Source organism: Helicobacter sp. 23-1048 (assembly GCF_053654545.1).
This window is the reverse complement of sequence record NZ_JBSIUT010000002.1, coordinates 255,778-268,664: the sequence shown is the minus strand read 5'-3', so window position 1 is coordinate 268,664 and position 12,887 is coordinate 255,778. Positions and strand designations below refer to the sequence as shown.

The 12,887-nt window shown below is 41.2% G+C and carries 12 protein-coding genes and 1 pseudogene; 6 read left to right on the top strand and 7 right to left on the bottom strand.

Annotated elements, in window-relative coordinates; all coding sequences use genetic code 11:
- Nucleotides 1-78: 78 nt before the first annotated feature.
- The 6 genes from ACWIWK_RS08015 to ACWIWK_RS07990 form a co-directional block, all read right to left on the bottom strand.
- Nucleotides 79-2,262 (bottom strand): heavy metal translocating P-type ATPase, encoded by a 2,184-nt coding sequence (locus ACWIWK_RS08015; RefSeq protein ID WP_454152275.1) that lies wholly within the window; start codon nucleotides 2,260-2,262, stop codon nucleotides 79-81.
- Nucleotides 2,263-2,277: 15 nt separating this feature from the next.
- The gene (locus ACWIWK_RS08010; RefSeq protein ID WP_454152274.1) at nucleotides 2,278-2,796 is read right to left on the bottom strand and encodes a hypothetical protein; all 519 of its coding nucleotides are present in this window, start codon (nucleotides 2,794-2,796) and stop codon (nucleotides 2,278-2,280) included.
- A gap of 9 nt (nucleotides 2,797-2,805) precedes the next feature.
- Nucleotides 2,806-3,132, bottom strand: coding sequence for a hypothetical protein (locus tag ACWIWK_RS08005; RefSeq protein WP_454152273.1), 327 nt, complete (start codon nucleotides 3,130-3,132; stop codon nucleotides 2,806-2,808).
- Between the two features lie 252 nt (nucleotides 3,133-3,384).
- Nucleotides 3,385-3,699 carry a hypothetical protein gene (locus tag ACWIWK_RS08000; protein WP_454152272.1) on the bottom strand — a complete coding sequence of 105 codons (315 nt, stop codon included), beginning with the start codon at nucleotides 3,697-3,699 and terminating at the stop codon, nucleotides 3,385-3,387.
- An 84-nt stretch (nucleotides 3,700-3,783) separates the two neighbouring features.
- Complete coding sequence (locus ACWIWK_RS07995) at nucleotides 3,784-4,557, bottom strand: hypothetical protein (RefSeq protein WP_454152271.1); 774 nt, start codon at nucleotides 4,555-4,557, stop codon at nucleotides 3,784-3,786.
- Nucleotides 4,558-4,570: 13 nt separating this feature from the next.
- Nucleotides 4,571-4,945 (bottom strand): hypothetical protein, encoded by a 375-nt coding sequence (locus tag ACWIWK_RS07990; RefSeq protein WP_454152270.1) that lies wholly within the window; start codon nucleotides 4,943-4,945, stop codon nucleotides 4,571-4,573.
- Nucleotides 4,946-5,110: 165 nt separating this feature from the next.
- Between ACWIWK_RS07990 and purL the strand changes: the two genes are divergently transcribed.
- Nucleotides 5,111-7,345, top strand: a complete 2,235-nt coding sequence (gene purL / locus ACWIWK_RS07985; protein ID WP_454152269.1) for a phosphoribosylformylglycinamidine synthase subunit PurL — start codon at nucleotides 5,111-5,113, stop codon at nucleotides 7,343-7,345.
- 109 nt (nucleotides 7,346-7,454) lie between these two features.
- Here the strand turns inward: purL and ACWIWK_RS07980 are convergent, their stop codons facing one another.
- A complete protein-coding gene (locus tag ACWIWK_RS07980; RefSeq protein ID WP_454152268.1) occupies nucleotides 7,455-7,643 on the bottom strand; it encodes a hypothetical protein in 189 nt (62 codons plus the stop codon).
- Between the two features lie 172 nt (nucleotides 7,644-7,815).
- On the opposite strand from ACWIWK_RS07980, the gene ACWIWK_RS07975 reads away from it, so the two are divergent.
- The 5 genes and pseudogenes from ACWIWK_RS07975 (at nucleotide 7,816) to ACWIWK_RS07955 (ending at nucleotide 12,827) form a co-directional block, all read left to right on the top strand.
- Nucleotides 7,816-8,064, top strand: a complete 249-nt coding sequence (locus ACWIWK_RS07975; protein WP_454152267.1) for a hypothetical protein — start codon at nucleotides 7,816-7,818, stop codon at nucleotides 8,062-8,064.
- 12 nt (nucleotides 8,065-8,076) lie between these two features.
- Nucleotides 8,077-11,418: pseudogene (locus ACWIWK_RS07970) on the top strand (type IIG restriction enzyme/methyltransferase); the annotation flags it as partial.
- Nucleotides 11,419-11,769: 351 nt separating this feature from the next.
- Nucleotides 11,770-12,303 (top strand): TaqI-like C-terminal specificity domain-containing protein, encoded by a 534-nt coding sequence (locus ACWIWK_RS07965; protein ID WP_454152306.1) that lies wholly within the window; start codon nucleotides 11,770-11,772, stop codon nucleotides 12,301-12,303.
- A 54-nt stretch (nucleotides 12,304-12,357) separates the two neighbouring features.
- Nucleotides 12,358-12,573: a DUF6290 family protein gene (locus ACWIWK_RS07960; protein WP_454152266.1), complete on the top strand. Its 216-nt coding sequence runs from the start codon at nucleotides 12,358-12,360 to the stop codon at nucleotides 12,571-12,573.
- Nucleotides 12,570-12,827 (top strand): type II toxin-antitoxin system RelE family toxin, encoded by a 258-nt coding sequence (locus tag ACWIWK_RS07955; RefSeq protein WP_454152265.1) that lies wholly within the window; start codon nucleotides 12,570-12,572, stop codon nucleotides 12,825-12,827. The genes ACWIWK_RS07960 and ACWIWK_RS07955 overlap by 4 nt, the downstream gene beginning before the upstream one ends.
- The last annotated feature ends 60 nt before the right edge of the window (nucleotides 12,828-12,887 follow it).

The window sequence follows — 12,887 nt, the reverse complement described above, 5'->3', positions numbered from 1 at the left end:
TCATCTTTTTGACACTCCCCTTTGCCACTTTATAAAATAGCACCACGCAACCAATCAACGCTAAGGGCATTAGAGGCATTATTTTTTCCTTAAGTGTATGCCACGAAGCGCGTTTAGCAATAGCCCGATTGTCGTGCCATTATGCAAAAACGCCGTTTGTATGGGCGAGAGTTTCCCAAATGTCGCTAGGGCTAAAATCGCGCTATTCACCACCACGGTGATTTTGAAGTTTTTATTGACTTTGTTTAGGCACGATAATGCGTATTCTTTGGCGTCCGCCACAGATTCAATGTCGTCTTTCAAAAGCACAATGTCCGCGCTTGCTTTGGCGATGTCAGCACCTTTGCACATTCCGATTCCGCTGTGTGCTTTGATAAGCGCGGGGGCGTCATTGATTCCGTCCCCTACAAAGGCGACTTTATGCCCCTCATTCATTATGGATTCTAAAATCTCTGCTTTTTGGGTTGGCAAAAGTTTGGCGTAAAATCTATCGATTCCTAGTTCATTTGCGATTTCACGCGCTTTGTTTTCCTCATCGCCCGTTAGCATTACGATTTGTTTCACGCCACTTTTGCGCAAGCGCGCTAATGCTTCTTTGGCGTTGTGTCGCACCGTATCTTTAAGCAAGATAAGTCCTAGCAATTCCCCGTCATAGCCGATAAATAACGGCGTATGTCCAGAATCTAGAAGTGATTTGATTTTGGTTTCGTGCGCACGCATATCCACGCCCTCATCGTCCTCTAAAAAATGCCGATTGCCAATAAGCACTTCTTTGCCATTGATTTGGCTTTTGACCCCGTGCGCGACTATGAATGTAACTTCATCGTGGTGGATATGGTTAAACTTGCGCTCCCTCGCTGCCTTTACCACCGCTTCAGCCACAGGGTGGAAATAATGCTCCTCAATGCTCGCTGAAAGATTTAAAATCTGCTCTTTATCCCATTGTGGCGAGAAACTATGCACTTGCACGACTTCAAGTTCGCCTTTGGTAAGCGTGCCTGTTTTATCAAAGACAAAGATTTCGGCTTCATTGAGTGATTCTAAACTTTTTGCACCTTTGATGATGATACCATTTTTTCCCGCACTAGAGATTGCGGATTTAAACGCCACAGGGGTGGCAAGCTTCAAAGCGCAGGAATAATCCGCTTGAAGCACGCTTGCCACGCGTGTCAAATCGCGGTTAAACACATACGAGAGAATGGCAAGCCCCAAAGTAATTGGCACGAGGCTATCAGCCATTTTAGAGGCGGAGAGCTGAATACTAGATTTTTGGGTAAGTGTCTCTTGGATATAGTTTTTGATTCTCGCGGTGGCGGTTTGGCTACCCACGCTCTCTGCCCAGATTTTGATTTTGCCCTCTTGGACAATCGTGCCAGATAGCACCCTATCGCCCCGCGCTCTTTTCACAGGCGTGGCTTCGCCTGTCATTGAGATTTGATTTACCATTGCTTCGCCAGAGATGATATGCCCATCGATTAAGATACTATCGCCCGCGCCCACCACGACAATATCGCCGATTTGCAAATCCTCGCTTTTGGTTAGCACCAAATCGCTTTTGCCATTTATGTGCTTCTCTACCCACGCTTCGCCACCTTGAGGCTTGCTAAGCTCTTGGAGCAAATCATCGCTTTTATACATTGTCATTTCTTCGATATATTCGCCCAAAGTCAGCATAAAATTCGTAGAATTTGCCGTGCGAAAATCGGAGCGATAGAGCGAAATCGCCACCGCCATAGCCTCCAAAACGCGCGAAGTAACGCCCTCGCTTAATGCCTCTTTTACGCCACTTTTTAGCAATGGAAATGCTGCGATTGCGCTAAATGCGGCTTTTGGCACTTGTGGCACGATAAAAGGCTCGCTAATAAGCGCGGTTGCCGAACGCACCACTTCAGCAGAGCTTGGAATCTCATCACGCAAAGCAAAAATGCTAGATTCTGAAATCTTGCGCTTTGAAGTGGTGAGCAGATTTGTAAGTGTGTGAAAAATCTCTTTTTCTAATCGCGCTAGCTCGCCCTGCCCTCCCTCATAGCTAATGATAATATTATGCAAAATATCATTGACACGCACGCCTTTCACGCCATCTATCGCCTCCACAGATAGTCGCAGTGGCACAGCTTGAATCGCCCCGCCTTTATGCAGCGCATACGAAAATCTCGCACGATTTGCCGTGCTGTGAATGAGTTTTAAACGCACGGGTGGGATTTTTTTCGCTGTTTTTGTGCTTGAAGACTCTAAGGCGTTTTGTGAAACTTTTGAAGCCATTTTAACCGCGCCTCTTTATTGAGAATCCACTTCTGCTTTCGCGTCCTCGTATCGCTCTTTTAGCTCCTCTAATCCCATTTCAAAAAGATTTGAGATTTTGGCAAACCCTTTAAAAATCGCGCTTTGTGCGTCTTTGTTTGTCAAAATAAAAGTCGCCACTGCCCCGATAAACGCGCCTTTTAAGAAATCTTGCTGTGAATTGCCCGAATTAAAAAACGAGCTAAGTGCGCTTGTAGCGGAATTTTGGGCGTTTTGATTTTGGGCGTTATTAAAGCCTTGATTGCTAAAACCTTGAGAATTTTGCGCGTTGTTTGTGCTATTAAAGCCTGCGTTATTTGCGCTTTGATTGCCAAAGCCTTGCGCATTGCTATTTTGCGCGTTGTTAAGTCCTTGAGCATTTTGCGCATTATTGTTTTGGTTATTTGCAAAGCCCTGCCCTGCATTGTTTGAGGTATTGTTTATGTAAGGATTGCTTTGCAAAGTATCCAAGTTGTTTGCGGTATTTGCGTTATTGGTATTTTGATTTGTTGCCATTTTTCCCCCCTATTTTTTGAGTAATTTTTTATCATTTGCGATACTATCGATGACATACACGCCCGCCACGCCCGCGCACAGATACGCGCTAGATTCTAGCAGGGCTTGAAATGCACCTTTGTTGCTCCCTACTGCGTTTGCCACGCCTATCGCACACGCGGTAATCACCGCGCCTTGCACGCCTGCTGTTAGCGTGTTTTTGAGTGCTTTTTCTTGTGAGATTTTGCCCTCTTTGTAGTCTTTGTAATTCATATATGAAGCGAGTAAGATTCCCGCTACTCCGCCACTTACTGCGTGTCCTGTGATTGACCGTTGCGCTCCTGTGTTGAGTAACATTTGTTCTCCTTTAAAATTTAAAGATTGTGTGATGGTAGCCTATGCCACCAAAACTTGCCATTTTGAAACTTTGCGACTTTTGCCAACTCTAAAACTTTGCGAAATTTTGCTTTGCCAAAAAAATCTCTTTGCCAAAAAAAACTCTTTGCAATGTCTAGTTTGCAATTCTACTTTTATAAAGTAAGATTTACAACTAAAATCTACAATTTTGCGCCATAGATTGTAGTTTGTATCACTTTGCGTGCAAAATCCTTATTTAGAATCTAACGATAAAGTCGCTGTTTTTGATTCTGTGCTTTTTTGGGCTTTTGCATTGCTTGATGCTTTTTGCTTTGCACTTTTGGTGCTTTGCGTGGTAGAGACCGCGCTTTTTAAGCTATTAGTGAGGTTTTTTGCCCCTGTTTTGATAGAAGTAGAAACCTTGCCAAATGCCTCCTCGCCTTTTTTAAGCCCTGCTTTTAAGTCTTTGCTTTTTGCTTTGACTTGCTTTTTTAGCTCATCTCTATTATTATACGCATATACTGCGCCGCCGCCGATGATTAGTCCTGCTATAAATGGTAGTGCCATTTTTGACTCCTTTTTGATAAATTTCGTGCGTATTATAATATAATTTTCTCAAAATGCAAGTCTTTTTAGGAAAATTTTTTCATATCAAAAAGGCAATCGTTGTAAAAACGCCACCAGCTCGTCTTTTTGCAATTCTCCTTTTTCTAGCTTCGTAACAATGCCCTTTGTCTCGGCATAAAAATGCTGAATTTGGTTGATAGAAGTTTGTATTTGGCTAAATAGCGGATTTTGGCGTAGCAAATCTTGCAACGCCATTTGAGGGAGATTTGTGTCATTTGGGAGCGCGGGATTTGCAGATTTTGCAGAATCTGCAAGACTTGGATTTGTAAGATGTGGATTTACATTTTCTTTGGGCGACTCGCCTTGCAGTAGCGCAATGTGATGATTGTAGCTTAATGCTTGGAGCTGGTAGAGTGTGTCTAGCACTTTGGGATTTTGGCATAAATTTTGCGCCTGCTTGATTAAAAAATCGCAAGTTTGTAAATGGTGGGATTCAACGCCCATTGCTAAAATATTGAGCGATTTAGCATCCACCACGCCCATTTCGCTTTGCAACTCGCCCAAAATATCATCTGGCAACGCGCTTGGCAGTAAAATCTCATCTTTTTTATCCGTCAAATCACTCGCATTACAATCGCTAGATTCCCCCAAATCTAGCGCGTCTAAAATCACTTTTGCATTTGCTAAAATCTCGCGCTCTTTTTGTGCGATTTGGCGAAATATCTCACGCAAATTCTCATCTAACATATCATTTGAATCTAACGCTTTTTCATAAAATTTGAGCGATTTCTCTCTCTCATTTATTGCTAAAAATAAGATTCTCTTTTTGCTTTGTTGTGTCGCTAAAATCTCGCTCATTTGCCACGCTCACTTATGAATCTAAACTTTTTGCCATTTCATTTAGCTTCGCACAAATTGCCTCTAGATTCTCCTTTTTTACCCAATCTTCCCACAAGCTAGGCTCAAAAATGGCTTTATCATACTCGATTGTCGCACTTCCCACAATGGCATTGACTTTGATATTTTTCACAGCAGGCAGACTTTGCAAAAGTGTGATGATAAAGCTCTCACTCCCCTCCCCCGCGCTGCTTTGAGGTAAAATCTCACGCAAACTTGTCTCGCTCGCCCATTTTTGTATCGCTGGGATTTTGGTTACATTCACACGGATACGAATGCGCCCGGGGATATGATGAATAATGCTAAAAAACTCCGCCACTTGGGCTATATCACTCATTGGGATTTGCATTTGCCCTCCTTTTATTTGTAGATTTTTATGGATTTTATTAAGATTTTGCCTGATTTTATGCAAAATCTTTTCTCAAATTTTTCTCTTACAAAGCCCGTAAATTTTGGCGTGATTGTAGCATAAGTTGTGTTACAATTTTGGCGTAATTTAGCTCTAAGGAATTTTATGCACGACATTTCTCATCTCACAGCCCCGATAAATGACATTAAAAACGCACTTACTCAAGCGAAACTAAGCGAATATGAATACGAGCAGATTCTAAAAATTTTAGGACGCACGCCAAATGCCATTGAATTAGGCATTTTTAGCGCGATGTGGAGCGAACATTGCAGTTATAAATCAAGTAAAAAATATTTGCGTGGATTCCCTACAAGTGCGGATTGGGTGATTCAAGGTCCGGGCGAGAATGCTGGCGTGATTGACATTGGCGAGGGCTATGCCGCCGTGTTTAAAATAGAATCACACAACCACCCGAGCTTCATAGAGCCAAATGCTGGTGCGGCTACGGGAGTGGGGGGCATTATGCGCGATATTTTTACAATGGGCGCACGCCCTGTGGCAAGCCTAGATTCCATACGATTTGGAGATATTAATGCGTTAGATTCACTTGGTAAAAAGCATCGTTATTTATTGCGCGGTGTAGTCGAGGGAATCGGTGGCTATGGGAATTGTATGGGAGTGCCTACCATTGGCGGAGAGATGAGCTTTGAGCCCTGCTATAATGGCAACATTTTAGTCAATGCCTTTTGTTTAGGATTGGCAAAAAAAGAGGAAATCTTTTATGCCAAAGCGGAGGGCGTTGGGAATCCTGTGATTTATGTAGGCTCAAAAACGGGGCGTGATGGCTTGGGTGGAGCGGTGATGAGCTCTGATAGCTTTAGCGAAGATTCTAAACATTTGCGTCCCACCGTGCAAGTGGGCGACCCATTTGCCGAGAAAAACTTACTAGAAGCGTGCTTGGAGCTTTTTAAACACGACTATATTGTGGGGATTCAGGATATGGGTGCGGCTGGGCTTACGAGCTCTAGCTTTGAAATGGCAGGTAAAAGTGGCTCTGGTATGCGATTAGAGCTTGATAAAGTCCCAATGCGAGAATCACAAATGAATCCCTACGAGCTAATGCTTAGCGAAAGCCAAGAGCGAATGCTAATATGCGCTAAAAAGGGTTGCGAGGACAAAGTGTTAGAGATTTTTCAAAAGTGGGAAGTCGATGTGGCAATCATCGGCGAAGTAACTAATAGCGGGCAGATGGAACTCTATTGGTTTGGCGAGCAATGTGCGCAAATCCCTATCACACCGCTAAGTGAAAATGCACCAATGCTTGATAGACCACTGCAAGCTACAACCCGCGAAAATGGCAAAGCAAAAGACTTGCAAACCTCACTAAGAGCGCAAAAAATCTTTGAACTCCTCTTAAGTAGCGTGGAAGTGAGTGATAAAAAATGGGTATATAGTCAATACGACAGCACCGTGCAGACAAATACCATAGTCTCTTGTGGGCAAGGCGATGGAAGTGTGATACGCATTAAAGGGACAAATCTCGCGCTTGCAATGAGCGTGCAATGCAATATGCGCTACTGCTACCTTAATCCATACGAGGGAGCACGACTAAGCGTAGCAAGTGCTGGGCGTAAATGCGCCACACGCGGAGCAGTGCCAAAGGCGATTAGTGATTGCCTAAACTTTGGTTCGCCCAATAATCCTCAAGTAATGTGGGAGTTCGCGCAAGTTTGCGAGGGGATAAAATCTGCTTGTGAAGCACTTAACACACCTGTGGTAAGTGGTAATGTGAGCTTGCATAACCAAAGCGATGGCGTGGATATTTATCCCACGCCTAGCATTGTGAGCGTGGGCGTGATTAGCGATTGCAACAACACGATTGCAAGCGCATTGCAAACAAGTGGAAATCACATTATACTACTTGGCGAGCTTACGCCAAACTTCGCAGGCTCGCTCGCGCAAAAGCTCATTGAGGGGAAAATTTATGGGGAGATTCCACGCATCGACTTGCAAAAAGAACTTGCGCTTTGGGAGCTTTTACACATTGGCATTTCGCACAGAATCATTAAGAGTGCTAAAAGTGTGGGCGAGGGAGGATTAGCAATCGCGTTGGCAAAAATGGCACTATTAGGCGATAAAGGAGTATGTGTGCAAAGTGGCTTTGATAATCCACTACACCTTTTCGCGCAGTCGCCGAGCTGTGTGCTTGCAGAGGTAGCTCCAAATGACATAGCCACATTCGCACAAAGCGCACAAAAACTTGGATTAAGTGCGTGTGATATTGGCATTATCGCTCCACAGGGCGAAAAAATCCAAATAGATTCTATCAATATAGAATCTAACCACGCCAAAAAACTCTATTTTGAGAGCTTTGCAAAAATCGTTACGAAAGATTTGTAAAGTAGGGGCACACTCTAATCTTTATCGCTATCCAAGAGAGCCTTTAACGCCATCGCAGGGATAAGAAACACAGCTAAAGCCATACATATTACCATAACATTTGTAAGCATTATAAATCCTCCAATTCCTCGATTTTGCTTTCTATTTTTTTAGAGAGTAGTAATGCTAAGATTCCTAAAAAGATAACCGCCATAAACCCCAAGGATAGTAGCCAAAATTCGATTGTTGTATAGTTTGTGATACACCAACCAATGATAGCTAAAAATGTGGCTACCACGATTCCAAGCCAAAACCTCAAAGATACAATCTTTTCTTTTATCTTGTCTTTTTTACTCATAATGTAGATTATAACACAAAATTGCCACACGACATTGTCTAAAAATTAGAATCATTAAAAACATAGAAACAAAGTTGCGCTATAATGCAACCTTAAGTAATTTTTTAAGAATCTATGACATCAAGGAATCCAAATGCTCACACTCCAAATACTTACACCAAAAGAATTTTTCAACCCACTTTATTTCAAAAACCAAATCCAAGAAGATGAATTTGCCACACTCGCACAAAGCGCACAAAAACTTGGATTAAGTGCGTGTGATATTGGCATTATCACTCCACAGGGCGAAAAAATCCAAATAGATTCTATCAATATAGAATCTAACCACGCCAAAAAACTCTATTTTGAGAGCTTTGCAAAAATCGTTACGAAAGATTTGTAACAAAGGAAAAATATGGATTTTGTGTATAAAAGTGTAAGTGAGTTTGTGGGGGTTGATGTAAGCAGTGAGATGAGTTTGGAGGGGTTTGAGGATTCTTTGCGCTCTATGATAGAATCTGCCACAAAAGCAAGTGTGCAAAGCGATTCTAGTGAGGAGTTTCAAAAAAACTTAATCGCTAATTTTTTGCATAAACATTTTGACTATGAATGCAATACACTTGGCAAGGCGGATTTAGCCATTTATGATGAGGGCATTGCAAAGGTGCTCTTTGAGGTAAAATCTACCCAAAATAAAGCTGAATTTGTGAAAACGCTACAAATACCCCACCCTAAATCCCTCCCGCAAGGGGAGGGATTTAAAAACGCCGAATCTTTCCCCTCATTTGTGCGTGGCGATTCCCAAAATTCCCCCTCCCTTGCGGAGGGGGCTAGGGGGTGGGTTAAATCTAGTAATGACGCGTGGAGTCTTGAATCTAAAGCATTCTACGAATCTATTTTATACTACTTGCGCGAATTTCACCAAAAGAAAAACAACAACATAAAGCACATTATTTTATGCACGGCACACGAATTTTATGTGATAAAAGCAAAGGATTATCACGCGCTTTTTATCACAAATCCTAACAAAGCAATCCAAAAGCGCATAGACACCGCGTATAACAACTGCGATTTTAAGCAAGGCAATGACACAAGCACGCGCAAATTTTACACCGAGATTGAATCTATCGTGCGTGATATGAGCGACACGCTAGAATTTACCTACATAAATATAAAATCGCTTTTAGATTCACTAGATTTGCGCGAATCTAAAAGCAAATCTAGCCACCAATCTAGCCTAGATTTAGCACACTCGCACAAATCCAAAACAAATTCAGCAGATTCTCACAACTCTAATCCCAAATCCAAGCAAGATTCTCACAAATCCAAACAAAATCTAGCCCTATTTTACGCGCTTTTATCGCCAAACTCACTTTTAGCAATCCCCCGCTACATTGACGCAAACACGCTAAATGAGAAGTTTTACAAAGAGTTGCTTTACATTTTGGGCTTACAGCAAATTGAGACAAATAACAAGGTGCTAATCAAACCCGATTCTACGCCAAACGCGCTATTAGATTTAGTCAAAACCACATTTGCAGACAAGCTCCCAAGCGACTTAGATGAAGCCTTTGACTCCCACATTTTCCCGCTGCTAATGCTGTGGAATAACCGCATTTTATTTTTGCGACTGCTAGAATCAATGCTATTAAATTTCAAGCATATCGAAAAGCCCTTTTTACACATTGAAGTTTTGAGCGATTTTAGCGCGCTATCCACGCTATTTTTCAAAGTCCTAGCCGTGCGCGAGCGTGAATCTATCCCGCAAAATCTCTCAAATATCCCCTATCTCAATTCTAGCCTGTTTGAAAAGAGCGCGTTAGAATCGCAAGGCTTTGAAATCGCACTGCTAGAATCAAAGCCCCTAAAAATCGCGCCTGATTCAATCCTGCGCCGTGATAGCGCGCAAAATGCGATTTACAAAACCCACGATTCACTGCCATTTTTAGAATATCTCTTTGCATTTCTTCACGCGTATAATTTCACCACCACGCCAAAAGACATTGTAGATTTTACTAAAACTAACCACGATAAGCTGATAAACTCCGCCGTTTTGGGATTAGTCTTTGAAAAACTCAACGGCTACAAAGAGGGGAGCTTTTTCACGCCTAGCTTTATCACAAGCTATATGTGCGCGCAAAGTATCCGTAAAATCGTGGTGCAAAAATTTAACGAGGCAAATCCAAAATGGCAATGCGAAACCATAGCCGACATAGAATACGAAATCCACCGCGAAATCCGCACTGCTAGAAATACCACTCTTTGTCATACTGAGCATAGCGAAGTATCTCAATCAAAAGCACAAAATAGAGATATTTCGGTTTCTGCGAAACCTCAATATGACAAAGATATAGATTCCCCCTCACCAAATGAAATTGTGGCGGAGGGGGCTTTGGCGTGGGGAGATTCTCACAATGATGCCACAAATTGTCATACTGAGGGTGAAGCCCGAAGTATCTCAAAGGATAATAAAGAGATTTTTCGCTCCGCTCAAAATGACAAAAACACCACAAGCGCAATCCTAGCCAAGCATAACCGCACTTTTCTTAACATTCACATTTGCGACCCTGCGGTGGGGAGCGGACACTTCCTCGTCTCCGCGCTAAATGAGCTTATCGCTATAAAGCACGAGTTAGGATTGTTGCTAGACACGCAGGGCAAGCGATTGCGCGATATTGATTTGAGCTTAGAAAATGACGAACTCATCATCAAAGATTTTGATGGCAAAATCATCGACTACACGATTCCCGCCCACGAACATATCGAATCCCACATAATCCAAAAAGCCCTATTTCACACCAAAAAAGAGCTAATCGAAAATTGTCTCTTTGGCGTGGATATAAATCCTAGCTCTGTGGAAATCTGCAAACTGCGATTATGGATAGAATTACTAAAATACAGCTACTATGAAAATCTCGCCACGCGCGAACTCCAAACCCTCCCAAATATCGATATAAATATCAAATGTGGCAACTCACTCATAAGTCGCTTCGCTCTGCAAGATAGCCTACGACATATCCCAAATATCGCCCAAAAAATATGCGAATATCAAAATCTCGTCTTTGAGTATAAAAACTCCGATAAAAGCGAGCTAAAGCCACAGAAAAAAGACATAGAATCTAAAATCCAAAATCTAAAAGCGACATTTCGCCTCACGCTAAAAGACCCCAAAACCAAAAAAGAGCTAGAAAAAGCGATACAAAATCATATCCGTGATTTTGGGAATTTTTTGCTTGATGATGAGAGTTTGCTAGATGGGCTAAATGGCAGAATGGGCAATCTCTTTGCAGAGACAAGCCTAAGCGAAGAGGAGCAGGCAAAAGCCGCACAAAGCTATGCAAATATCAAGCTATTGCGTCATAGGCTAGATTCTGTGCTAAGTGGCGCGGAGTATAAACACGCATTTGAATGGCGATTTGAGTTCCCCGAAGTTTTGGATAGTAACGGGGATTTTATGGGCTTTGATTTGATTATCGGCAATCCGCCGTATATTGATTATAGAGAGATAAATGCTCAAACCATTGAAAAAACGAAGCATTATGCCATAAATCAAGATTCTAATCGCCCAAATATGTATTGTTATTTTGCAGAAAGGGGCATTGATATAATAACTAACAACGGCTTTTTAAGTTTTGTAAATCCCATCGCAATGTTGCAAGCTGATTTTGCTTATGGGACAAGAAAGTTGTTATTAGAAAAAGGTTGCATTGATTATATTGCTGATTGTTCTTATATCAAAGCATTTGATAGTGCTTCTACTTATGCGTCATTATGGTTATTTTCAAAAAATAAAAAACAAGATTCAATAAGAGTAATTTTGTGGCAAGATGATAGCTTTAAATATAGCCACAATATACAATCCTATGCAAATAATAAGCGATTTTCAATAAATTTATCGCAATATAATATCAATTTTCAAAGGGTTAATTGTAATTCGTTAGGTGAATTAAGCACTCTAAAATGGGGGACTTCGCAAAGTGGATATGGAAAAAAGAAAATCCACTTAAAAAACTTCAAAAGATTAAAACAATCAAACCAAGACAAATATAAGCCAATCATACAAACGGCAGATATAAAAAGATATGCGATTCTTTGGTAAGAGGAATATATCCCAAGCGAAATTTATTCGCAAAGCATACAAGAGGATTTTAAAAAACCTAAAATCGTTATTGCAAGAATGACGAAACATATTCAAGCGAGTTTTGATGATAGCGGATTTTATATGGGTAAGGCGACCTTAATTGTGGATTGCAAAGAAAATCCATATTACATTTTAGGAATCTTAAATTCAAAACTTGCAGATTTTTGGTATAAATATTATTTTGGTGCGACACATTTGGGTAGTGGATATATACGATATGATATTCCATATTTGAAGCAGTTGCCAATCCCAAAAATAACGGCGAAAAACAAACCTTTGGCGGATAAAATAATCGCTTGTGTGGATACGATTTTGACGATTAAAAATCCTTGTCATACTGAGCGTAGCGAAGTATCTCAAAAAATTGACAATAGAGATATTTCGGCTTTTTCAAAGCCTCAATATGACAAGAAAATCAAAGATTTAGAATCCAAAATCGATTCGCTAGTTTATCAACTCTACGATTTAGATTCCCAAGAGATTGAAATCATAGAATCTTAATAATTATGCTACAATGCAAAAACTTATAGCAAACCAAACACAAAAGGAAATCAAATGATAATAGATTTGCCAAAAGAGGTGCAAAACACATTTGCCGCCATAGCAGAGCAAAAAAACATCACGCAAGAGTTGCTAGCAAAAGAAGCCATTATGGAGTGGATACAAGACTTTGAGGACGCAAGAGAGGCAGATAACGCACGCAAGGAATTTATGCAAAGCCCCGAAGTGATTTTGGCAGATGAAGCCTACAAAGAGCTAGGCTTAAAATGAAATTTGCCTACACCAAGCAGTCCCTAAAGTCCCTCTCCAAACTTGACAAAATCACACAAAAGCGCATTATGGATTTTACCCAAGAGTTAGAATCTTTAGAAAATCCGCGCATTAAAGGTAAGGCATTAAAAGGCGAGCTAAGCGAGTATTGGCGGTATCGTGTGGGGGATTATCGCCTTGTATGCGAGATTTTTGATGATACAATGCTGATTTTATGCCTCAAAATCGATAAAAGAGATAAGGTGTATAAATAAACTAACTGCATTTTAAAATTTAAACCCCAAAAGCCACCCTTGAGTCCATTCCCAAAAATT

Excerpts from the sequence above, each read along its gene's own strand:
- ACWIWK_RS07975 (WP_454152267.1), top strand. The coding sequence starts at position 7,816 with ATGCTCACACTCCAAATACTTACACCAAAAGAATTTTTCAACCCACTT.
- ACWIWK_RS08005 (WP_454152273.1), bottom strand. The coding sequence starts at position 3,132 with ATGTTACTCAACACAGGAGCGCAACGGTCAATCACAGGACACGCAGTA.
- ACWIWK_RS07995 (WP_454152271.1), bottom strand. The coding sequence starts at position 4,557 with ATGAGCGAGATTTTAGCGACACAACAAAGCAAAAAGAGAATCTTATTT.
- ACWIWK_RS07990 (WP_454152270.1), bottom strand. The coding sequence starts at position 4,945 with ATGCAAATCCCAATGAGTGATATAGCCCAAGTGGCGGAGTTTTTTAGC.
- ACWIWK_RS07955 (WP_454152265.1), top strand. The coding sequence starts at position 12,570 with ATGAAATTTGCCTACACCAAGCAGTCCCTAAAGTCCCTCTCCAAACTT.
- ACWIWK_RS08010 (WP_454152274.1), bottom strand. The coding sequence starts at position 2,796 with ATGGCAACAAATCAAAATACCAATAACGCAAATACCGCAAACAACTTG.
- ACWIWK_RS08000 (WP_454152272.1), bottom strand. The coding sequence starts at position 3,699 with ATGGCACTACCATTTATAGCAGGACTAATCATCGGCGGCGGCGCAGTA.
- ACWIWK_RS07960 (WP_454152266.1), top strand. The coding sequence starts at position 12,358 with ATGATAATAGATTTGCCAAAAGAGGTGCAAAACACATTTGCCGCCATA.
- purL (WP_454152269.1), top strand. The coding sequence starts at position 5,111 with ATGCACGACATTTCTCATCTCACAGCCCCGATAAATGACATTAAAAAC.
- ACWIWK_RS08015 (WP_454152275.1), bottom strand. The coding sequence starts at position 2,262 with ATGGCTTCAAAAGTTTCACAAAACGCCTTAGAGTCTTCAAGCACAAAA.